The organism is Polaribacter sp. Hel_I_88 (assembly GCF_000687935.1).
In the GTDB taxonomy this organism is placed as follows: Bacteria; Bacteroidota; Bacteroidia; order Flavobacteriales; family Flavobacteriaceae; genus Polaribacter.
On record NZ_JHZZ01000001.1, the window covers coordinates 949,180 to 971,049 of the forward strand.

Sequence of the window (21,870 nt, forward strand, 5' to 3'; positions counted from 1 at the left end):
GAGAATGATAATCGTAAGGATAATTACCTGGCTATAAAAGAAGTTTGTATTACTGAGCCTACCCAATTTTCATCACTTATACCAAATAATGCAAATTTATAAGTAGCATCTGTAATTAAATTTGCTGGAGTTACCGTATGAATTTTGCCTGTTATATTAGCTTCATTATAATATTGAAACGTTTTTTCAGTAGTAAACGTACCTGATAAAAATGTGTTACTATTGGTTGATACAGCTTGAAAATAATTTGTAGTATTCTCAAAAGCAATATTTGTCCAATTAAAAACGGGCATTAAGGGCGCTGTTTCTATAATTTCTATTTCTGTAGAATATTCTGTAGCTTTAAAGTTGTTTTGGGTTTTTATGGGTTCAGAAATATGCAATTTACCCTCGGTAAAATAAGTTACCAAACACCAAACTTCGTCTGAGGAATTATGTGTAAAACGCCTTAATTTAGAACCAAAAACTGTAGCCTCTGGTAAACTTCTTCTCTTATAATTACTAAAATTAGTTTGGTCTACACTTATATTATCAGTTTCGTAATAACGATAATCAAAAGCACCAGTAATAGAATTAAAATAAATATAGGTTTGTTCTCTATTTCCGTTTGCAGAACTTGCAAAAGCAATCAAAGTATCTAACGTTTTATCTGAATTTTCAGCAACATATTCTGCTAGATTTTTTGGTATAAATTGCTCTTCAATAATTAAATTTACCCAATTATCTTCGCTGATGCCCATCATTGTAAAATTATACACTTCATCTTCTACCAAAGATTCTGGAGTTGTTAAATTTATGGTTGATTCAAAACTACTTTCATCATAATATTGAAAAAATGTATCCGTTGTAAAAGTGCCTGATTTGAAATCATTTGCCTCATCAGATATTACTTGAAAATACTGAACGTTTTCATCAATTGCACCATCTTCCCAAGTAAAATTTGGCTCCACATTCGTTTTATATTTGATGCTAACATCATTTGAATATTCTGTAGTTTTTGAAACATTTTTTAAAAGAATTGGATCTGAAATATAAAGTTTACCTTCTTTAATATAAGTTACTAAACACCACGTTTCTGTTGCTCCAGATCTTGAAAAGCGTTGTAATTTTCCTCCAAAAACAGCTTCAGTTGCTAAACTTTGTCTTCTATAATTGTTATAATCGGTTTTATCTGCAGAGGTATCATTAGTTTGATAATATCGAATATCTGTAGCACCAATTTCTGGATAATAATAAATATACGTTAAGGCTGTATTGCCCTCTGCATTTGCTGCAAACGCAATTAAAGTATCTGTTTCTCTCCCTGAGTTTTCATCTAAATATCCTTGTAGATTCCTTGCTACAGTTGTATCTGAGTCTTCTGAGCAAGAAAAAAACAAAAGCGAAAAACAAACAAAAGTGAGGAGATATTTTAATTTCATAAAAAAAATTACATTTTAAAAGTCATAATGGGCAAGGAAGCATGATTTGAAATATCCTCTGAAATACTACCTGAAAAAACATGAGACAAGCCTTTTCTACCATGAGTAATTAGTGTAATTAAATCTGCACCAATAACATTAGAAAAATTTAAAACACCTTCTTCAATAGATCTTGCACACACAAAGTTAACGTTTATTAAACGATCTATATTACCTTCTGCTTTCATTAAAAACTTATTGGCTAAAGCATCCATTTCTGGGGTGGTTTTAAATTTATCGTTTGGTAAATTCACATATAAAAGATGTTTTCTAACATTTAAAAAATCTAAAGAGGTTAGCATTTTTTTAAACGCATCTACAGATTCTTCAGAGAAATCTGTAGCATATACAATATCTGCAAAATCTATATCTTTTAATTCATTTTTTAGCACCATTACTGGTATATCTGAATATCTAATTACCTTTTCTGTATTAGAACCTGTAAAAAATTCTTTTAAACCACTTGCTCCATGAGATCCCATAATTACTAAATCTGCATCTACTTCTTTAGCTATGTTATTTATTTCGCTAAACACTTTATAGTGTTTTACAATTGGTACAACTTTAATATCTTTTAAGTAGTCTTTTTGCAAAAATTCTTTGAATCTTTTTTCTGCTAATTTTAAAAAGAAAATTGCTTTTTCTTGAGTATATTCAGCACTTTGAGATAAACTTACTTCTTGCAAATCTAACATGTGCAAAGCATAAATAGTCACTTCTGTTTTTTTTGATAATAGTACTGCAGCTTTTAAAGCATATTCTGAAAATTCTGAGAAATCTATAGGTACAATTATTTTTTTCATGGTGTTCTATTTTTTTATAGTTAATACACAAATTTAAGCGACTTTTACCTTATATGACAAGACTTTTATCATATTTTAAATAAAACTTATTGTTTATATAATTGGTGTAGTAAAGTTTCTGCGGGTTTATTTTGAGGTGTAAATCTGTTGTCGTTTTTGCCACCAACTCTTTCATGAGCATGAAACCATTTCCAAATAAAACCTCCAGCAAACCAATCTTCGTTCCAAAATTGATTATATATGGCTTGCAAAGCATCTGCTTGTGCTTGTAAATTTAAATTTCCTTCTACTCTATTAGCATCCCAAGGTTTTTTACCTGTAAAATCGATGCTTCTATATCCAAATTCTGTAAACATAACAGGTTTGTTATATTTTTTCTGAATTCTTATAATTTCTTCTTTATGAGGTTTCCAACCCATTTCAAAATCTTGAACAGTTGGCGATTTTTTATCACTCAAAGGAAAATACGCATCAATACCAATAAAATCTAATTGTCCCCAAAAAGGAATACGTTTAAACTCGTCCCAATTTGCAGCGTATGTTAATTTACCGTTATAAACTTCTTTAATTTCTTTGATTAATTCTTGCCAATACATGGGTCTATTCATTACAAATTCTTCTAGTTCTGTACCAATGCAAAGTATCTCTGCATTTAATTCTGTTGCAGCTTTTGCATAGGTTAAAATATAATCTCTGTAAGAGTTTTCTAAAAGAATCCAATTTTCTTCAGTAGTTGGTTTTAAATCTCCAGTAAAACCACCTCTTCTTAGCCATAAGTGCGGTTTTACCATAATTTTTACATCAACTTTTTGAAATTCTTTAGCATATTGTAATAATCCGTTTTTGGTTTCGCCAAACCATTCTCTATTTGTATTGAATTCGATTTTAGGAATGTCAATATTTCTGATAAAACTGTAAGGCATCAAAGCAACATAATTGCTATTTGTTTTTAAAGCTGGGTTTATATGTTTAGCATCAATGGTATCTCTTGAAGCTACAAAGCTTAATCCGTTTATTTTTTTCACTTGACTATTGCAAGCGAATTGCAAGAATATCAATAGTAAAAAAGGGAGTTTATATGTTTTCATAAATCACCCGAAAAATAGTTCTTTTTATTAAAACAACGCTCTTAAACCCATGTTAAAAATTGGGTGTAAACTGGTATTATTTTCGCATTCAAATGTACCACGCAAAACCTTTAAGTTTAATACTGTTGTAGTTTGATGTTTTAATTAAAAATAAATCAGTTTATTTTAACAACCCTATTTATATCAATTCTAAACTATCAGTAACTTTTAAGTTCTTAACTTTCGCTTCGACTTAAAGTAAACAATCAATTCGCTAATTATGGAGCATATCGTTATTATTGGTAATGGAATTTCTGGTGTTACCCTTGCAAGACACATCAGAAAAAATTCTGATAAACAAATTACAATTGTCTCTGCAGAAACTAAATACTTCTTTTCCAGAACTGCACTCATGTATATTTATATGGGACATATGAAATTTGAACACACACAACCTTACGAAAATTGGTTTTGGGATAAGAATAATATCAACCTAAAAGAAGGCTATGTTTCTAGTATTAATGTTGATAAAAAAACACTAAATTTTAAAGATAATTCTTCACTTTCTTTTGATAAATTAATAATTGCCACTGGTTCTAAACCCAATAAGTTTGGTTGGCCAGGACAAGATTTAGAGGGAGTTATGGGCATGTATCATAAGCAAGATTTAGAGAATTTAGAGAAACACGCACCAAATAATGCCATTTGCAAAAGAGCTGTAATTGTTGGTGGTGGTTTAATAGGAATTGAATTGGCAGAAATGTTAAGAAGCAGAAAAATTCCTGTTACTTTTTTAGTGCGTGAAGATAGTTTTTGGAACGGCGTTTTGCCTGCTCAAGAATCTGAAATGATTAATAAACACATCAAAGAGCATCACATAGATTTGCGTTTATCAACCAATTTAAAAGAAATTAAAAGTGATGAAAATGGCCATGTAAAATCGATCATTATTGAAGAAACTGGAGAGGAAATCTTTTGTAACGTAGTTGGTTTAACAGCTGGAGTAACTCCAAATATCGACTTTTTAAAAGATTCTGGCATCGAAACTAAAAAAGGGGTTTTAGTCAATCGATTTTTAGAAACTAATATAAAAGATATTTATGCAATTGGCGATTGTGCAGAGCAACATGAAGCCATTGGACAACGTAGAAATATTGAAGCTGTTTGGTATACAGGAAGAATGATGGGCGAAGTTTTAGCACAAACTATTTGTGGTAATAAAATGGAGTACAATCCTGGACATTGGTTTAATTCTGCCAAATTTTTAGACATTGAATACCAAACCTATGGTTGGGTTTTTAGCGAAAGAAATAAACAAGAAAATGAAGCTTATTTTCAATGGAAACATCCTCAAGAAAATATTTGTATTACTATTTCTTATGATAGAAATTCGCATCAATTTTTAGGAATCAACACCTTTGGTATGAGAATGCGTCATGAAATTTTTGACAAATGGCTGACAGAAAATCAAAAAATAGAGCACGTTTTAGAATATTTAAAAGACGCCAATTTTGATCCTGAATTTTACAATTTGTATGAAAAAGATATTATAGCAAAATTCAATCAAGAAAATAACACAGATATTCAGGTTAAAAAGAAAAGTTGGAAACGAATTTTCTCTAAAGTTTAAATAAATCAACCTGCAAGGTTTTTAAAACCTTGTAGGTTTATAAAGTACAATAACAATTAAATACCTACAAGGTCTTTGAGACCTTGCAGGAAATAAAAAAACTCAATGAAATTTATAAAATATACAGGTTTAGTAGTCTTTTTAATAGGATTAACCATTTTTACAGCATCTGTTTTTACAGGTAATTTTAGTTTTACAGAAAAAGAATTAGACACTTTTATTCAAGAAAAAGGATATAAAAGTGAAATTATAAAAGAAGAATTATCAAAAGCAATTGTTACTGATGAAAATTTAAACATTTTTGAGTTTTCTGAACGAGTAAGAAGTGCTGTAGCAACAAACAACAAGCATTATAATGATTTAATTGCAAAATATAATAAAGAGAAAAAATGGGATAAAAAAGGGGCTCAATATCAATATAGAATTGATGGAAAACCGCACACCATCAGTTTTCAAATCGCCAAAAAAGCAGGAAGTGGTTTTGTAAAAGAAAATGCTGGTTTCATGTGGTTTTTAACTTTTGGGTTAGGCATATTTGGAGCATTAATGTTCATGCTACCAAACTTGGTATTGTTAGGAAAACCAGGCATAAAAAACGACGGTATTTACCATAAAGCATCTACCAACAGAGGCTGGATTGCTTGGTTGGTTTTAGTGTATTTAGTTGTATTTTACCTTGTGTTATATTTTATGGCAGATTATGTTGTAAACTGGACCTTTATTCTAGATCCTATTAGCAAAGCTTTAAATGGTGGTGAAGCATCTCAATGGTTTGTTTACGGATTTTTATATTGTACAATTATGGTAACAATGGCTGTAAGAATGTACATAAAATACAGGCATAATAAATATCAAATTATAAGAACTACCTCTGTTTTATTTTTCCAAATTGTATTTGCTTTTTTAATTCCAGAAATTATGACAAGCTTAAATCAGCCTGGTTATGATTTTAAAAATGCCTTTCCTTTAGATTATGATTTTTTCTTTGAATGGAATTTAAAAACTTTAACTGAAAGTGGTTCTATTGGACTTTTTATTTTGGTTTGGGGAATCGTTTTAACCTTGGTAATTGTGCCAGTAATGGTTTATTTCTTCGGAAAACGTTGGTATTGTTCTTGGGTGTGTGGTTGTGGAGGTTTGGCAGAAACTTTAGGAGATCCTTACAGACAACATTCAGATAAAAGCCTAAATGCGTGGAAGTTAGAAAGATGGTTAATACATTCTGTGTTGGTTTTTTCTCTAGTGATGACACTCGTTACTTTGTATTGTTACTTCTCTGGAGCACAATCTTTGCTCGGAATTAAAACCCAATGGGTAAAAGATACGTATAGTTTCTTGATAGGTGCTTGGTTCGCTGGAGTTATTGGAACAGGTTTCTACCCAATTTTTGGAAACAGAGTTTGGTGCAGATTTGGTTGTCCTTTAGCAGCGTATTTAGGAATGGTTCAACGTTTCAAATCAAGATTTAGAATTACCACAAATGGTGGCCAATGCATTTCTTGTGGAAATTGTTCTACGTATTGTGAAATGGGAATTGATGTAAGAGCCTACGCACAAAAAGGAGAAAACATTATACGTTCTAGTTGTGTGGGTTGTGGAGTTTGTTCTGCAGTTTGCCCAAGAGGTGTTTTAAAGTTAGAAAACGGCCCTGAAGATGGAAGAATAAATCCAACAGAAATCTTACTAGGAAATGATGTTGACTTAATGAATTTAATTAATAAGAAATAGTATTCTGCAAAACAGTTTTTAGTTTGCAGTCTCAATTTTCTGTAAACTATAATCTGTATGTATAAAATGAATAACTTAAAATCCGTTATTTCTCAAAACAAAAAAAACTTTGCGCCTTTGCGTATTTGTAAGAATATTATTTTAATAGGAATATTATTGCTTTCAATAAATTCTTTCGCTCAAAAAACGTATCAAAAAGAATATTATGATTCTGGGCAAATGAAAGAAGAAGGTTGGCTTTTAGATGATAAAAAAGTTGATTACTGGAAGTTTTATTTCAAAAATGGAAATTTAAAGCAAGAAGGTAGCTATAAAAAAGGTCAAAAAGTAAAATATTGGTACTTTTACACCGAAAATGCCATCAAAGAAAAAGAAGGTCATTTTAAAAAAGGTATTAAAGAAGATTGGTGGTTATTTTATAATGAAAATGGAATTATAAGTTATAAATGCCAACTAGAAAATAATCAGAAAAACGGATATTGTTTGGTTTATAAAGAAGAAGAAATAATAAAGGCCTCAAAATTTAAAGAAGGTAAAAAAATAAAAGAATGGACAAGTTTATCCTCTTTTAAAAAAGAAAACAACATATTTGATTTAAGATAGATGAAGCCAATTATAAAAGTTATTATTCCTGCTTATAATGAGCAAGATTCTATTGCTAATGTTGTTAAAGATATTCCCAATATTGTAGATGAAATAATTGTAATAAGCAACAACTCTACTGATTATACAGAGATTAATGCAAAAAAAGCTGGTGCAACTGTTTTATCTGAAACAAGAAAAGGCTATGGTTATGCTTGTTTAAAGGGAATGGATTACATATCTAAACTTAAAACCAAACCAGATATTATCGTTTTTTTAGATGGCGATTATTCTGATTATCCAGAACAATTAACTGAAATAGTTTCACCGATTATCAATCAAAATATCGATTTTGTAGTTGGTGCAAGAGTAAAAGAATTACGCGAAAATGGTGCTATGACTCCTCAACAAGTTTTTGGTAATTGGCTGGCAACTTTTTTAATGAAACTGTTTTTTGGAGCAAAATTCTCCGATTTAGGACCCTTTAGAGCTATTAAATATGATAAATTATTAGCTTTAAACATGGAGGACAAAACCTATGGTTGGACAGTAGAAATGCAGTTAAAGGTGTTAAAGCAAAAAATGACTTACAAAGAAATCCCTGTAAAATATAGAAACAGAATAGGGGTCTCAAAAGTTTCAGGTACAGTAAAAGGTACTATATTTGCAGGAGGAAAAATTTTAGGTTGGATTTTTAAATATAGTTTTAAATAATGATTTTAGAGTATATTGTAATATTTATTTATACGTTCTGTTTGGTGCTAATTTTTATCTATGCACTTGCACAGTTAAACTTGCTTATCAATTATTTGAAGTATAGAAATAAAGAAGATAATGCTCCTAAATTAGACTTTAACAACCCAAATGAAATTCCTTTTGTAACCATACAACTACCCGTTTTTAATGAGTTGTATGTAATGAAACGTTTGCTAAAAAACATTGCAAAAATAGAGTATCCTAAAGATAAAATAGAGTTTCAAGTTTTAGATGATTCTACTGATGAATCTGTAGAAATAACTGCAAAGCATGTTAAAAAACTTCAAGAAAAGGGAATTAACATTGAACATATTAGAAGAACAAACAGACAAGGTTTTAAAGCTGGTGCTTTAAAAGAAGGTTTAAAAACTGCTAAAGGTGAATTTATCGCCATTTTTGATGCTGATTTTTTACCAAAAACAGATTGGTTGTTGCAGACAGTTCCTTATTTTAAAGATGAAAAAATTGGCGTTGTTCAAACAAGATGGAGTCATATCAACAGAAATTATTCTACACTAACTAGAATTCAAGCTTTTATGTTAGATGCGCATTTTACGCTAGAACAAGTAGGTAGAAATAGCAAAGGCCATTTTATAAATTTTAATGGAACTGCTGGTATTTGGCGAAAAGAATGTATTTATGATGCTGGCAATTGGCAAGGAGATACACTTACAGAAGACATTGATTTAAGTTATAGAGCCCAATTAAAAAACTGGAAATTTAAGTATTTAGAAAAAGTTGAAACTCCTGCAGAACTTCCCGTAATTATTAGTGCAGCAAGATCGCAACAATTTAGATGGAATAAAGGTGGTGCAGAAAATTTCCAGAAAATGGTAAAACGTATTATTACCAATAAAAACGCCTCTATAAAAACTAAAATCCACGGACTTTTACACTTGCTAAACAGCTCTATGTTTATCTGTATTTTTTTAGTTGCTGTGTTGAGTATTCCAATGTTATACATCAAAAATGAATATGCGCATTTAAAAAATTATTTTTATGTAATGAGCTTTTTTGTAGCTAGTTCTTTGATCTTTTTTGTGTGTTATTGGCACATGTATAAAAATATTTATGGTGGTGGTTTTGTTAGATTCTTTAGATATATTGGTGCCTTTTTTACATTTTTCTCTGTTGCCATGGGCTTTTCGCTACACAATACAATTGCAGTTTTAGAAGGGCATATTGGTAAAAAAAGTGAATTTGTAAGAACTCCAAAATTTAATATTAAAACCATTAAAGATGGTTGGAAAAACAATAAATACATTAAAAAGAAACCCTCTGTTCATGTAATTTTAGAAGGGCTTTTAGCCATTTATTTCGTTTTTGGAATGTATAGCGCATTTATAGTGGGTGATCAAGGAGGAGATTTTGGATTGTTCCCTTTCCATTTTATGCTTTTTATTGGATTTGCTTATGTCTTTTTTAAGTCAATTTTCTCTAAAGCTTAATGCCTTTTTTTAGCAAATACAAAAACATACTACTAATTTTTAGTAGCATTATTTTGTATGTTTTCTTTGCTTATTTTTTAGAAAGAACAGAATTTAACATTCTTGTTTCTCTGTGGTTTCTGCTTTTTGCTTGTTTTTATCTATTGATGCAAAACAACGAAATATCATTTAAAACCCTCGTAATAATTGCAGTACTTTTTAGGTTGGTATTCTTCTTTGCAACCCCAAACTTATCCCAAGATTTTTATAGATTTATTTGGGATGGACGCCTACTTTTTGAAGGTTTAAATCCGTATGTAACCTTGCCAGAAAATATTGTACAACAAAACAGTTTCCCAATTGCAGATGCAGAAGAATTGTATGCAGGAATGGGCGAATTAAATGGAAGTCATTATACAAATTACCCACCTTTAAATCAGCTTTGTTTTTTTATTGCAGCGTTGTTTGCTAGCAAAAGTATTTTTGGTTCTGTAATTGTTTTAAGGTTGATCATTATTTTAGCCGATATTGGAATTCTGTATTTTGGAAAAAAACTTTTAGAAAAGCTCAATCTACCCAACAAAAACATTTTCTGGTATATTTTAAATCCTTTTATCATTATAGAAATGACAGGGAATTTGCATTTTGAACCTGTAATGCTATTCTTCTTTATGTTTGGAATGTATAAATTATACCAACAAAAATGGATATTAGCAGCAATTTTAATCGGCTGTTCTATTTCCGTAAAATTGATTCCTTTATTATTTTTACCCTTATTTTTTCAATGGTTTGTTTGTGAAAAAAATCCTCGAAAAGACCAACTTATGTCTGTTCAAGCGCAGTTGAAAACTCGTAATATATTACGATTAACATCATTTTATCTAATAACAATTCTAACTTTTATCATTTTATTTTTGCCATTTTTGTCATCAACATTAATAGCAAACTACTCAAAATCAGTTGGATTATGGTTTGGTAAATTTGAGTTTAATGCAAGTTTCTATTATATTTTTAGAGAAATTGGTTATTTGTTTAGAGGTTATAATGAAATTGCTATTATTGGTAAAATCACTCCAATTTTAACCATTTTAATATTGATGATATTAACGTTTTTCAGAAAAAACACATCACTAAAACAACTATTTACAGCAATGCTTTTCGCGCTTTGTTTTTATTATTTTACAGCAACTACTGTGCATCCATGGTATTTAGCAACTCCGATAATTTTATCGGTTTTTACAAAATATAAATTCCCAATTGTTTGGAGTTTGGTTATCATATTAAGCTATCAAGCATACGCAAATACTCCTTGGCAAGAAAATTTATGGTTTGTAGCTCTTGAATATATAGTTGTATTTTCTTACATTTTTTATGAAATACGAAGGTTTCGTAGAAAAAAATTGATAAATTAATACTTTCACAAATTTTAACGGTGTATAATTTTATATCTTCGTAATTAAATTTTTTTTAGATGAAGAAACTAACCATAAAAGATATTGCCAAACATTTTAATGTTTCTATTTCCACAGTTTCTAAAGCTTTAAATGATAGCTATGAAATTAGTGAAGCTACCAAGGACAAAATTCAGAAATACGCTAAAGAGAACAATTACAAACCTAACTTTAATGCGTTAAGTTTAAAAAATAGAAGCACAAAAACAATTGGTGTTATTATGCCAACAATGCTCAATTACTTTTTTGCACAAGTATTTAAAGGGATAGAAAAAACAGCATTAGAAAAAGGCTACAAAGTAATTACGTGCATTTCCAACCAATCTCATGATAAGGAAGTAGAAATTATTGAAATGCTTTCGAATGGAAGTATCGATGGCTTTTTATTATCGATGGCAAAAGAAACCGAACTAAATAACAAGCACGATCATTTTAAAGAATCTATCGAAAACGGAACGCCTATTGTAATGTTTGATAGGGTTGCAAAATCTATTGAATGTGATAAAGTTGTAACAGATGATTTAAACTCAGCTGCAACCACTGTGGAATTTTTATATAAAAAAGGACATAAAAAAATTGCATTTATCTCTACCATTAGCGATTTACATATTGGAGAACAACGCCTTTTAGGCTACAAAAAAGGTTTAGAAAAAGTAGGTTTACCTTTTGATGAAAGTTTGGTTTTAAATATTTTAGAAAGAGATTATAAAAAATATGTAAAACAAGTAAAACCTTTTGTAAAAGAAACAGAAATAGATGCTGTAATTACAACTGGCGAATCTGTGGCAGTTTCTACCATGAAAGCCATTAAAAAAAGTGGCAAAAAAATACCTAAAGATGTTGCTGTAATTGCGTTTTCTAATGGAATTTTATCAAGACATTCCAGTCCAAAAATGACAACTATTAGTCAACATGGAGAACAAATGGGAGCAACTGCTGCAGAAATTTTGATTGATAAATTAAAAAATAAAAATACTGATATCGTTACTAAAGTTATTAAAACAGATATTGTAATTAGAGATTCTACAAGAGCATAAAATGGATTTATCAAAAATAAAATTAGTAGTTTCTGATATGGATGGTACTTTGCTAAACTCCAATCACCAAGTTAGCAATCAATTCTTCGACATTTTTAAAAAACTACAGCAAAAAAACATTCTATTTTGTGCAGCAAGTGGCAGACAGCACAACAGCATTGTTGAACGATTAGATAAAATTAAAGACGAAATTTATGTAATTGCAGAAAATGGTGGTGTAGCAAAAAAAGGTGAAGAAATTTTACTTTCTAACTTTTTAAATGCTGATAAAATTTTAAAAATATTGCCAATTTTAAGAGAAATAAATGGTGCAAACATCGTTTTATGTTGTGATGATGCAGCATATATTGAAAGTAAAGATGCACGTTTTATCGATTTATTTCAAGAATATTATGCAAGCTTTGAAGTTGTTGATGACTTAATGGAAATTGCAGAAAAAATTCCTGTTTATAAAGTTGCCGTTTTTCATTATGAATCTTCAGAAGAGTTTATACATCCTAAAATAAAACACTTAGAAAACGAAATTCTATTAAAAGTTTCAGGGCAAAATTGGTTGGATATTTCCGATGAAAAATCTAACAAAGGTATTGCTTTGAATTATCTTCAAAACTTACTGAACATTACCAAAGAACAAACCATAGTTTTTGGCGATTATCATAATGATATAGAAATGATGCAACAAGCTGGATTTAGTTTTGCAATGAAAAATGCGCATAAAGACATTACAGCTTTGGCAGATTTTTCTACTGAAAGTAATGATAATTTTGGTGTTGAACGAGTTTTGGAAAAACTGATTGCTTCTTTGTAATTACATTTTCTTACACTGAGATTCACAGAGTTTCTCTTGATTTCTTTTAAAGAGATTCGCAGAGGGTTTTGTTAGTTAATTACTTCAATTTTAAGTTTTTAAACTTATCTCAAAACAATTCCCACATAGTTTGTCTTGCTGGAAGCATCTCACACAAGAATGTGAACTGTGTGTGAGATTTCTACGAAATTATAAAGTGTGAGGAAAAGTTATAATACCTTTTAATCATCATAAGAAACTGTACTTTGTCTTTCCCTGTTTACATGCAATTTGGTTACATCTGGTCTTGAATAATGGCCAACAACATCAAAGTTTTGTCTTTCTTCTAAAACTCGATTAAAATCTAACGTTTCTATAAGTAAACCTTCTTTGTTGATGACTGGTTCAATAAGCCATTCGCCATCTGGACCTGCAATGCAAGAACCTCCGTTTGCTAAAATTTCTGGAGCATCTTTTACAATTTTATCATAATGAGGAGCATCAAGTGGAAAATCTGATTTTTGCATCAAACTAGAAACAGAAATCACAAAAGAACGCGATTCTCTTGCAATAAAACGTGTAATGTCTTTGGTGTTATGATCTGATCCTGGCCAAACTGCAATATGTAAATCTTCACCCAAACCATACAAAGCTGTTCTTGGTAAAGGCATCCAATTTTCCCAACAATTTAAACCTCCAACTGTAAATTCTTTTAGCGGATGCACCTGCAAACCATTTCCATCTCCTGGAGCCCAAGTTAAACGTTCATCAAAAGTAGGTTGTAATTTTCGATGGACAGATTTTATATCTCCTTCTTCGTTAATATAAACCAAACTTGCGTAGATACTATGTCCTCCTCTATTTTGAGCACGTTCCATAATTCCTAAATAAATAGCAATTTTATGTTCTTTTGCTAGTTTACAAACGGAATCTAATTCACCTTTTTCAATGGTAATCGAATTTCTGATATAATGTGCATGAATTTCTTTCTGAGTTGATGAATTCCATTCAGCACCATTTGTTAAGGCAATCCAAAAAGGATAACCAGGTAATAATGCTTCTCCAAAAACAATGAGTTCACAGTTTTCTTTTGAAGCATCTAAAATTGATTTTTCAATTTTTTTTATGGTTTTTTCTTTGTTTAACCAAACTGGAGATATTTGTGCTAATGCTACTTTAAGTAGGTTATTTTTCATAAGTTTAAATATTTATTTTTTACTATTTGTGTAAAATTATTACACAAAGTCGCACAGAGTTTTTCACAGAGATTCGCGGAGTTTTTATATCAATCATCTATTTCCAAAAATTTTGGAGGTGGTGGAATATCTGAAAATTCTGTATCTAAAGGCAAACTCAACATAATAGATAAATCAATGCTTTCCTTATTTTCAATATTAGAATCTTCAAAATTTTTTATAATTTCTAATAACATTTTTTTTAATTTTTTACCTTCTTCATTTCTTCTCAAAACAATTTTAATAAATGCATAATTTGGTGAAGTTGAAAAATGTTCTATTCTACTATTATTCTCATAATGAAGTTTAAAATACTTCTGCATATCAGATTTAGGAAATCTTTTATCTAAAATATAAATACTATCATTATTAATTTCTAAACCATTTCTCTCTTTTATGAAACCTCCACTATAAGTAAAAGGACTTATTTTAATTTCTTTATTTTTATCTAAAAGCGTAATGTAAAGTCTTTCTTTTTTAAATATCTTATTAGAAACAGTATCAATTATTTCTTCAAAATTTAAATCATCAATACTAATTTCTTGAGGATTATTTTCATCAAAAAAACTTTTTGATGGATAATAATAAACCTCATTTTTACATGAAGAGAAAACCAATAATAAAATAAAAAGTTTTTTCATGTCAACTTAAATATTACTCTGTGCATCTCTGTGTTTTCTCTGTGAATCTTCGTGTAAAACTATTACACAGAGTCGCACAGAGTTTTTTCACAGAGGGAAAATTTATATTTCAATAGCAACCACCAAACCTTCGTTACTTCTTACGTTAAAAACAGTTTCATCATCAAAAATTAAATATTGACCTTTAATTCCAACCAACTTTCCAGTAAAATTTGGTGTTTTTATCAAATTTAAACTTTTTGGTTTTGCAGGATATTTATGCACAGGAAAATTCAAATTCGTTTCTGAATTGTTTTCTATGAAATACTGTCTGGCTTCATCAGGAATGTATTGTTTTAATTTCTCTCTCCATTCCACCAAATTTTCGTCCTCAATATCATTTTTTAGCATCTTTCGCCAATTGGTTTTATCACCAACGTGCTCTTTTAAGGCAACTTCTGTAATTCCTGCTAAATATCTATTAGGCACTTCCACAATTTCTATAGCTTCGTGTGCTCCTTGATCTATCCATCTTGTTGGTACTTGTCCTTTTCTGGTAACTCCAACTTTTACGTTGCTAGAATTTGCCAAATACACAATGTGTGGTTTTAATTGTACCGATTTTTCATAGTCTAAATCTCGATCTTCAATCCCTAAATGTGCTTGGCTTAATTCAGGTCTCATAATCCAATCTGCTGCATTTGGAATCTCAAAAAAACAAGATTTACAAAAACCTTGTCTGTAAATTTCTTTTTCTAAATGACAATTTAAACATTCGTATTTTATAAAACTGATGGATATTTCCTTGTTCAGTAACTGATTCAAGTTTAAAAAATCAGTTTTCATATCTAAATAATACTGAATTTCATCGGCATTTTCAGTTTTCATTTTTTTTAAAACTCCTTGATATTGCATAAATAAATTTTTGTTATTTTTAGCCTTCAACAAATTTACAAAAAAACCGAACTTAATTTATGGCTTTCCCCATAGTAAATTCTATCATTTCTTGGTTTCTTAAAAAACGAATTCATCAAATTGAGTTGTTTTTAAAATATCCAATAGATGTTCAAAATGAACTTTTATTAAAATTGGTTTCTTCTTCAAAAAGAACCGAATTTGGTATGGAGCATAATTTTTCGTCGATTAAAACCTATGAGGATTTTGCAAAATTAGTGCCAATTCAAAAATATGAAAGCATTGAGCCATTAATTGAACGTTGCAGAAAAGGTGAACAGAATTTATTTTGGCATACCAACATAAAATGGTTTGCAAAAAGTAGTGGCACTACCAATGCAAAAAGTAAATTTATTCCTGTAAGTGATGAAGCTTTAGAGTATTGCCACATGAAAGCTGGCAAAGATATGTTGTGTTTATACATTAATAATAATGAAGAAACACAGCTTTTTACGGGTAAAAGTTTGCGTTTAGGAGGCAGTTCAGATATTTATGAAGACAACAGTTCTTACTTTGGAGATTTGTCTGCAATTATAACAGAAAACCTACCTTTTTGGGCAGATTATAGTTCTGCTCCAAGCCAAGAAGTTGCTTTATTATCTGAATGGGAAACCAAAATGGAAGCCATTATTGATGAAACCATCAACGAAAATATTACAAGTTTAGTTGGTGTACCAAGTTGGATGTTGGTGCTGCTAAATAGAGTTTTAGAAAGAACAGGAAAAAACAATATTTTAGAAGTCTGGCCAAATCTGGAGGTATATTTTCATGGAGGAGTTAATTTTAATCCTTACAGAGAACAATACAAAAAACTAATTCCGAAAAAGAATTTTCAGTATTATGAAATTTACAATGCTTCTGAAGGTTTTTTTGCAATTCAAGATAACAACGGATCAAAAGAATTATTGTTGATGTTAGATTATGGAATTTTCTATGAATTTATTCCGATGTCTGATTATAATGGTGAAAACTCGAAAACAATTCCTTTATCCGAAGTTAAAAAAGAAATTGATTACGCTTTAATTATTACTACAAATGGAGGTTTATGGCGTTATTTAATTGGAGATACCATCAGATTTACAAGTTTAGAACCTTATAGAATTAAAATAACTGGCAGAACAAGACATTATATTAATGTTTTTGGTGAAGAATTAAATATCGAAAATGTAGAAGATGCCCTAAAAATGGCAACTGAAAAAACAAATTCTTTAATTATTGATTATACTGTTGGTCCTATTTTTATGGAAGATAAAAAAAGTGGTGGACATGAGTGGATTATCGAGTTTAGTAAAAAACCTGAAAATATGGATTATTTTACAGAACTTTTAGACAATGCTTTAAAGGCCATAAATTCAGATTATGAAGCAAAACGTTATAATTCTATGACCTTGGCAATGCCTAAAATTCATGTGGCTAAAGACGGTTTATTTTATGACTGGTTAAAGAAAAAAGACAAATTAGGTGGACAACATAAAGTACCAAGATTATCTAATTCTAGAGCTTTTGTTGAAGAATTGTTATCATTATAAACTACTCTTTTGCACAACTTTCACAATAGGTTTTTCTTAAATACTCGTTCTCTAATAATTGAAAAGTTACCCCATCATTTAAAGAAGCATTAAAAATTTTACAAAATCTTTCTTGATTCATATTAATAGCATTTAACATCATGGTTCTGTAATTGTTAGATGCCACATTGTATTGATTGGTAATTGTTAAGTTTAAATAGTAAAACAACAAATCTTCATCCACAGTAATTGTTCTAACTTTTTCATCTAACAAATCAATAGCATCATCTTTATTAGCATAATAATTTAAAAACTGTGCCAAACTTAAATAATCAAAGTTCGATAAATTAAAATTTTCATAAGTATCCACAATAAAATCTATTGATTCATCTTTAGCATCATAATTTTTTGCAATCATATTCTTTTTTGCTTTCACAATATGAAAGTTGACAAACATTCTGTCAATTAAATTAGCCTTAATACCTATTTTTTTAAGTTGATAAATATCTTTTTTAAAATCTGCAATGGTTATTTTTTCCCAATTATTCTCCCAAATAACGAACCGTAAAACCACCAAATTATACTTTATTTTTATGTTTTTTGGATCTAGTTGCTCTAATTTTTTAAGTTCGTCAAAAGCTATTTTAGCATAACTAATATTCAACAAATACTTAAACATGCTATTTTTATTTAAAACAGGAACAAACTTTAATTGCTTAGGTACATTTAGTTGTTGTAATTTTTCTGGCGAGTTTTCTTCTTTTAATTTCTCAAAAATTGAGTTTTGCACAATTAACGCTTCTTCAATATTTTCTTTCAGTATAAAATCATTAAAAACAGTAATTAATTTACTGGTTGTCATTTCTTTGTACTTATCCTTTTTCTCTAAATCTAAAGTGATGACTGCTTTTCTATGGTTTTTTAAATAGATTTCTAATTCATTAGAAACTGCACCTACTACTTTCTGTTTGATTTCTTTTTTAGAGAGTTCTTTTAAATTTTTATACTTGCTTTTGCTGATGTCATTCAAAAACTCTACCCAATTTTCGGCAGATGAAATTTCTGTTTCAATATCTGGTTTTTGAAAAGATTGCATCGATTTTGCAATACTTTCTGCACGTAATTTCTGTAGTTCTAAATTTCTTTCTAAACTCCCTTCAATAGATGAATACGCTTTGATATTTATTTTTTTGATATTAAAATCTGTCAACTTTAAAGAATCATAAACAGGTTTTATATCTTCAGGTAAATAAGCAGCTTTGTTTTTTTGAAACGGAATTACAAATTTTAGTTTTTTATATTTTGTAACAAATTTATCTTTTGTGGTTGTTATTTCTTTTGATTTATAGGTAAGCGAATCTAAATAAACACCCATATCTAACAAATCCCAAGGATAGGATTCTAAATTATAAATTCTTTGATATCTACAAAGTACTTTATTATTTAAAAACAGGATATTAAACTCTAATTCTTCGTTTTCTAAATTTGCAGGAACTGTACCAACAAAAGTTTTAAATCTATTTCCTAAAGTTGGTTTAAAACCTCTAACCAATTGTTTTGCATAAACAGGCTGTAAAATTGTACCTCTAATTTGAGAATCTTCTATAATAGAATCACATTTATATCTAGTTTTCGAAACTACATCTATAGCAATTCCATCTCCAGCTTTTTTGAATAAATTAATTCCCCAATTTTTATCAGTAATTTGAAAATACAGTTTATTACCTTCTCTTAAAATAGAGTAACCAATTTCTTTTGGAGTATTTTTAAAATATGCATTAAAATAACCGCAATTAGCATCTGTGTTCGAATTTTGACTAAAACGAATATCATAAAAATTTTGTGCGGTTAAATTTGATGTAACAATAAAAGTAAGTACAATAAGGAGGAATATTTTTTTCATAGCTTTGATTGGATTATCAGAAATCGATAATTTCAAAAATACTAAAAAATTCCAGTTATAAAAAACTAAACCTTTCGCTCAACAACATAATCAATCATTTGTAAAAGCGAGGTTTTATAAGGAGATTCTGGGTAATTATTTAAAATGGCTAATGCTTTACTTTTGTAGTCATTCATTTGCGAAATGGTGTATTCAATTCCCCCGTTATTTTTTACGAAAGCAATTACTTCTTTTACTCTAACCTTGTCTTTATTGTATTTTTTGATTGAGTTGATAATCCAAGCTTTATCTTTTTTTGAACAGTTATTTAACGTATAAATTAAAGGCAAGGTCATTTTTTGCTCTTTGATATCAATTCCTGTAGGTTTCCCTATTTTTTCATCAGAATAATCAAACAAATCATCCTTAATTTGAAAAGCGATCCCAATATATTCGCCAAACTTTCGCATTTGTTGCACAGTGTCTTGATTAGCGCCCACTGAAGCTGCACCAATGCCACAACAAGCTGCAATTAAAGTAGCTGTTTTTTGTCTGATAATATCAAAATAAACGTCTTCAGTAATGTCTAATTTTCTAGCTTTTTCAATTTGGAGTAATTCACCTTCGCTCATTTCACGAACTGCAATTGAAATTAGCTTTAGCAAATCAAAATCTTCATTATCTATGGATAAAAGCAATCCTTTAGAGAGTAAAAAATCGCCCACTAAAACAGCAATTTTATTTTTCCATAAAGCATTTAGAGAGAAAAAACCACGTCTTCTGTTAGAATCATCTACAACATCATCATGTACTAAAGTTGCTGTATGAATTAATTCTACAACAGAGGCTCCTCTGTAAGTTCGCTCATCAAAACCACCATTAGAAACCATTTTTGCAACCAAAAACACAAACATTGGGCGCATTTGTTTTCCTTTTCTACGAACAATATAATAGGTAATTCTATTTAAAAGTGGCACTTTAGACAACATAGAATCCTTGAACTTTTTCTCAAAGAGTTCCATTTCATTTTTAATGGGAAGTTTTATAAGTTCTACTGGTTTCATTTAAGTTGAAGTAGTTACAGTATTTCTCGTAAAAGTACAAAATTTAAGGTTTATTATGAGTTGAAGTGTAGGTTAATAAAAACAAAAAATATGGATAAAAATTATTCTATAATAACAACTCCAGGTTTTATATCAATATCTAAAAAAGATTCCGCTTTTGGTATAAGACTTACTAAAGAGTTATATCTGGCATCTATGCCATTCAAAACTATTAAAGTTATAGAATATTTTTCTATATTTTGCTGATAACTAAAATTTTTATCTAAAGTGAGCAAAACTTTTAATCCTTTAGAGTGCATTTGTTTTAATAAATCTCCATTTTTTATTCCAGACCAACCCATTTCTGGAACTGTTAAAACTTCAAAATTCTCACTAAATCTGTATTTTAATTTTTTTGGTAAGTTTTCGTCAAGCAGCAGTTTCATTCTTGTCTAAAATATAAGATGCAGATAATTCCAAAATTTTTTTTGCAGCAACTTTTTTGACTGTTGGATAGTTTTCTAAAAAATCTTGTAAGTTTTCTCCTCCTTGCAAATAATCAAATAAAATTTTAACTGGAACACGTGTACTTTTAAAAACAGGAGTTCCTCCTAAAATATCGTCAGAAGTCGTAACATATTTATGTAGAATGTTTTTTGTTTCCATTTTAGTACTTTTTATAAATATACAAAAATTTCTTTAAATTTAAAATTCAATAAACCTAACTTTTATTCGCTAATTGCCCACAAGCAGCATCAATGTCTTTACCTCTGCTTCTCCTAACATTTATAGTAATATCGTTCATTTCTAAATTAGAAATATAGCTATTAATTGCAGCTGAACTTGCTTGTTGAAACTCGCCATCATCAATAGGATTGTATTCAATTAAATTAACTTTACAAGGCACAGCTTTGCAAAAATCAACCAATGCTTTTATGTCTTCTTTTTTATCATTGATGCCTTCCCAAACAATATATTCGTACGTAATTGCACGTTTGGTTTTTTCGTACCAATACTCTAAAGATTCTTTTAAATCTGCTAAAGGAAATGTGCTATTAAAAGGCATAATTGAGGTTCTAACTTCATCAATTGCAGAGTGTAAAGAAACTGCTAAATTGAACTTCACCTCTTCATCTGCCATCATTTTTATCATTTTTGGCACACCAGAAGTAGAAACTGTTATTCTTTTAGACGACATTCCTAAACCTTCAGGAGATGTAATCATCTCAATAGATTTCAAAACATTTTTGTAGTTCATTAAAGGCTCACCCATTCCCATAAAAACAATGTTTGTTAAAGGGTGATTATGATACAATCTACTCTGTTTATCAATCACAACAACTTGATCGTAAATTTCATCAGGATTTAGATTACGCATTCTTTTTAAACGAGCAGTTGCACAAAACTTACAATCTAAACTACAACCAACTTGACTAGAAACACAAGCTGTTGTTCTTTTTTTTGTGGGAATTAAAACAGATTCTACAATTAAACCATCATGTAATTTGATGCCGTTTTTTATGGTACCATCTTCACTTCTTTGCATAGAATCAACTTTTATATGATTAATTACAAAGTTGTTCTCTAACATTTCTCTGGTTTGTTTAGAAATGTTGGTCATATCTTCAAAAGTATGTAAAGATTTGCTCCAAAGCCATTCATATACTTGATTTCCGCGAAATGCTTTATCGCCATTTTCTACAAAAAAATCTCGCAATTGCTCTTTAGTTAAGGCTCTTATGTCTTTCTTTTTAATCAAGTTTTCTAGTTTTTAAAATAGATATGCAAAAATACGTATATAATTTTAGCTTATAACTATTGTTATTAAATTGGCTTGCGTTAGCGATTGAAACCTTTCGACTTCGCTCAAAATAAATTCTAAACGCGACTTGGTCCTGAA

Annotated in this window: 20 protein-coding genes; 9 read left to right on the forward strand and 11 right to left on the reverse strand. The window is 29.5% G+C overall.

Annotated elements, in window-relative coordinates; translation table 11 throughout:
* Positions 1 to 23: 23 nt before the first annotated feature.
* The 3 genes from P161_RS0104220 to P161_RS0104230 all read right to left on the reverse strand — a co-directional run bounded on the left by P161_RS0104220 (position 24) and on the right by P161_RS0104230 (position 3,351).
* Positions 24 to 1,421 carry a hypothetical protein gene (locus tag P161_RS0104220; protein WP_026775810.1) on the reverse strand — a complete coding sequence of 466 codons (1,398 nt, stop codon included), beginning with the start codon at positions 1,419 to 1,421 and terminating at the stop codon, positions 24 to 26.
* Positions 1,422 to 1,429: 8 nt separating this feature from the next.
* Positions 1,430 to 2,263, reverse strand: coding sequence for a universal stress protein (locus P161_RS0104225; RefSeq protein WP_026775811.1), 834 nt, complete (start codon positions 2,261 to 2,263; stop codon positions 1,430 to 1,432).
* An 86-nt stretch (positions 2,264 to 2,349) separates the two neighbouring features.
* Entirely contained in the window at positions 2,350 to 3,351 is a 1,002-nt protein-coding gene (locus P161_RS0104230) for a glycoside hydrolase (protein WP_026775812.1), read from the reverse strand.
* 259 nt (positions 3,352 to 3,610) lie between these two features.
* Here P161_RS0104230 and P161_RS0104235 point away from each other — a divergent pair, with 259 nt between their 5' ends.
* From P161_RS0104235 to P161_RS0104270, 8 genes are all read left to right on the forward strand, one after another.
* Positions 3,611 to 4,960, forward strand: a complete 1,350-nt coding sequence (locus P161_RS0104235; RefSeq protein ID WP_026775813.1) for an NAD(P)/FAD-dependent oxidoreductase — start codon at positions 3,611 to 3,613, stop codon at positions 4,958 to 4,960.
* Positions 4,961 to 5,065: 105 nt separating this feature from the next.
* Entirely contained in the window at positions 5,066 to 6,688 is a 1,623-nt protein-coding gene (locus tag P161_RS0104240; protein ID WP_026775814.1) for a 4Fe-4S binding protein, read from the forward strand.
* Positions 6,689 to 6,754: 66 nt separating this feature from the next.
* Complete coding sequence (locus P161_RS0104245) at positions 6,755 to 7,291, forward strand: toxin-antitoxin system YwqK family antitoxin (RefSeq protein ID WP_231494698.1); 537 nt, start codon at positions 6,755 to 6,757, stop codon at positions 7,289 to 7,291.
* Complete coding sequence (locus P161_RS0104250; RefSeq protein WP_026775816.1) at positions 7,292 to 7,984, forward strand: glycosyltransferase family 2 protein; 693 nt, start codon at positions 7,292 to 7,294, stop codon at positions 7,982 to 7,984. It abuts the gene before it with no gap.
* Positions 7,984 to 9,474, forward strand: a complete 1,491-nt coding sequence (locus tag P161_RS0104255) for a cellulose synthase family protein (RefSeq protein ID WP_026775817.1) — start codon at positions 7,984 to 7,986, stop codon at positions 9,472 to 9,474. Before P161_RS0104250 ends, P161_RS0104255 begins: the two co-directional genes overlap by 1 nt.
* Positions 9,474 to 10,865 carry a hypothetical protein gene (locus P161_RS0104260; RefSeq protein ID WP_026775818.1) on the forward strand — a complete coding sequence of 464 codons (1,392 nt, stop codon included), beginning with the start codon at positions 9,474 to 9,476 and terminating at the stop codon, positions 10,863 to 10,865. Before P161_RS0104255 ends, P161_RS0104260 begins: the two co-directional genes overlap by 1 nt.
* 59 nt (positions 10,866 to 10,924) lie before the next feature.
* Positions 10,925 to 11,941 (forward strand): LacI family DNA-binding transcriptional regulator, encoded by a 1,017-nt coding sequence (locus P161_RS0104265; protein ID WP_026775819.1) that lies wholly within the window; start codon positions 10,925 to 10,927, stop codon positions 11,939 to 11,941.
* A 1-nt stretch (position 11,942) separates the two neighbouring features.
* On the forward strand, positions 11,943 to 12,749 hold the full coding sequence (locus tag P161_RS0104270; RefSeq protein ID WP_026775820.1) for a Cof-type HAD-IIB family hydrolase: 807 nt from the start codon (positions 11,943 to 11,945) through the stop codon (positions 12,747 to 12,749).
* Between the two features lie 221 nt (positions 12,750 to 12,970).
* Here P161_RS0104270 and P161_RS0104275 read toward each other — a convergent pair whose 3' ends face one another.
* The 3 genes from P161_RS0104275 to P161_RS0104285 form a co-directional block, all read right to left on the reverse strand.
* Positions 12,971 to 13,924 (reverse strand): carbon-nitrogen hydrolase family protein, encoded by a 954-nt coding sequence (locus P161_RS0104275; protein WP_026775821.1) that lies wholly within the window; start codon positions 13,922 to 13,924, stop codon positions 12,971 to 12,973.
* An 89-nt stretch (positions 13,925 to 14,013) separates the two neighbouring features.
* A complete protein-coding gene (locus P161_RS0104280) occupies positions 14,014 to 14,604 on the reverse strand; it encodes a hypothetical protein (protein ID WP_026775822.1) in 591 nt (196 codons plus the stop codon).
* A 102-nt stretch (positions 14,605 to 14,706) separates the two neighbouring features.
* Positions 14,707 to 15,498: a DUF2797 domain-containing protein gene (locus P161_RS0104285; RefSeq protein WP_026775823.1), complete on the reverse strand. Its 792-nt coding sequence runs from the start codon at positions 15,496 to 15,498 to the stop codon at positions 14,707 to 14,709.
* 59 nt (positions 15,499 to 15,557) lie between these two features.
* Between P161_RS0104285 and P161_RS0104290 the strand changes: the two genes are divergently transcribed.
* A complete protein-coding gene (locus P161_RS0104290; RefSeq protein ID WP_026775824.1) occupies positions 15,558 to 17,066 on the forward strand; it encodes a GH3 auxin-responsive promoter family protein in 1,509 nt (502 codons plus the stop codon).
* Position 17,067: 1 nt separating this feature from the next.
* On the opposite strand, the gene P161_RS0104295 is transcribed toward P161_RS0104290, so the two are convergent.
* From P161_RS0104295 to rlmN, 5 genes are all read right to left on the reverse strand, one after another.
* Positions 17,068 to 18,948 (reverse strand): hypothetical protein, encoded by a 1,881-nt coding sequence (locus P161_RS0104295; protein ID WP_026775825.1) that lies wholly within the window; start codon positions 18,946 to 18,948, stop codon positions 17,068 to 17,070.
* Between the two features lie 65 nt (positions 18,949 to 19,013).
* Positions 19,014 to 19,991 carry a polyprenyl synthetase family protein gene (locus P161_RS0104300; RefSeq protein ID WP_026775826.1) on the reverse strand — a complete coding sequence of 326 codons (978 nt, stop codon included), beginning with the start codon at positions 19,989 to 19,991 and terminating at the stop codon, positions 19,014 to 19,016.
* 101 nt (positions 19,992 to 20,092) lie between these two features.
* Positions 20,093 to 20,416 (reverse strand): DUF5615 family PIN-like protein, encoded by a 324-nt coding sequence (locus P161_RS0104305; protein ID WP_026775827.1) that lies wholly within the window; start codon positions 20,414 to 20,416, stop codon positions 20,093 to 20,095.
* Positions 20,400 to 20,636 carry a DUF433 domain-containing protein gene (locus tag P161_RS0104310; RefSeq protein ID WP_026775828.1) on the reverse strand — a complete coding sequence of 79 codons (237 nt, stop codon included), beginning with the start codon at positions 20,634 to 20,636 and terminating at the stop codon, positions 20,400 to 20,402. The genes P161_RS0104305 and P161_RS0104310 overlap by 17 nt, the downstream gene beginning before the upstream one ends.
* A gap of 55 nt (positions 20,637 to 20,691) precedes the next feature.
* A complete protein-coding gene (gene rlmN / locus P161_RS0104315; protein WP_026775829.1) occupies positions 20,692 to 21,729 on the reverse strand; it encodes a 23S rRNA (adenine(2503)-C(2))-methyltransferase RlmN in 1,038 nt (345 codons plus the stop codon).
* Positions 21,730 to 21,870 lie beyond the last annotated feature (141 nt).

Coding starts and splice junctions, on each gene's coding strand:
- P161_RS0104220 (WP_026775810.1), bottom strand. CDS start 1,421: ATGAAATTAAAATATCTCCTCACTTTTGTTTGTTTTTCGCTTTTGTTT.
- P161_RS0104225 (WP_026775811.1), bottom strand. CDS start 2,263: ATGAAAAAAATAATTGTACCTATAGATTTCTCAGAATTTTCAGAATAT.
- P161_RS0104230 (WP_026775812.1), bottom strand. CDS start 3,351: ATGAAAACATATAAACTCCCTTTTTTACTATTGATATTCTTGCAATTC.
- P161_RS0104235 (WP_026775813.1), top strand. CDS start 3,611: ATGGAGCATATCGTTATTATTGGTAATGGAATTTCTGGTGTTACCCTT.
- P161_RS0104240 (WP_026775814.1), top strand. CDS start 5,066: ATGAAATTTATAAAATATACAGGTTTAGTAGTCTTTTTAATAGGATTA.
- P161_RS0104245 (WP_231494698.1), top strand. CDS start 6,755: ATGAATAACTTAAAATCCGTTATTTCTCAAAACAAAAAAAACTTTGCG.
- P161_RS0104250 (WP_026775816.1), top strand. CDS start 7,292: ATGAAGCCAATTATAAAAGTTATTATTCCTGCTTATAATGAGCAAGAT.
- P161_RS0104255 (WP_026775817.1), top strand. CDS start 7,984: ATGATTTTAGAGTATATTGTAATATTTATTTATACGTTCTGTTTGGTG.
- P161_RS0104260 (WP_026775818.1), top strand. CDS start 9,474: ATGCCTTTTTTTAGCAAATACAAAAACATACTACTAATTTTTAGTAGC.
- P161_RS0104265 (WP_026775819.1), top strand. CDS start 10,925: ATGAAGAAACTAACCATAAAAGATATTGCCAAACATTTTAATGTTTCT.
- P161_RS0104270 (WP_026775820.1), top strand. CDS start 11,943: ATGGATTTATCAAAAATAAAATTAGTAGTTTCTGATATGGATGGTACT.
- P161_RS0104275 (WP_026775821.1), bottom strand. CDS start 13,924: ATGAAAAATAACCTACTTAAAGTAGCATTAGCACAAATATCTCCAGTT.
- P161_RS0104280 (WP_026775822.1), bottom strand. CDS start 14,604: ATGAAAAAACTTTTTATTTTATTATTGGTTTTCTCTTCATGTAAAAAT.
- P161_RS0104285 (WP_026775823.1), bottom strand. CDS start 15,498: ATGCAATATCAAGGAGTTTTAAAAAAAATGAAAACTGAAAATGCCGAT.
- P161_RS0104290 (WP_026775824.1), top strand. CDS start 15,558: ATGGCTTTCCCCATAGTAAATTCTATCATTTCTTGGTTTCTTAAAAAA.
- P161_RS0104295 (WP_026775825.1), bottom strand. CDS start 18,948: ATGAAAAAAATATTCCTCCTTATTGTACTTACTTTTATTGTTACATCA.
- P161_RS0104300 (WP_026775826.1), bottom strand. CDS start 19,991: ATGAAACCAGTAGAACTTATAAAACTTCCCATTAAAAATGAAATGGAA.
- P161_RS0104305 (WP_026775827.1), bottom strand. CDS start 20,416: ATGAAACTGCTGCTTGACGAAAACTTACCAAAAAAATTAAAATACAGA.
- P161_RS0104310 (WP_026775828.1), bottom strand. CDS start 20,636: ATGGAAACAAAAAACATTCTACATAAATATGTTACGACTTCTGACGAT.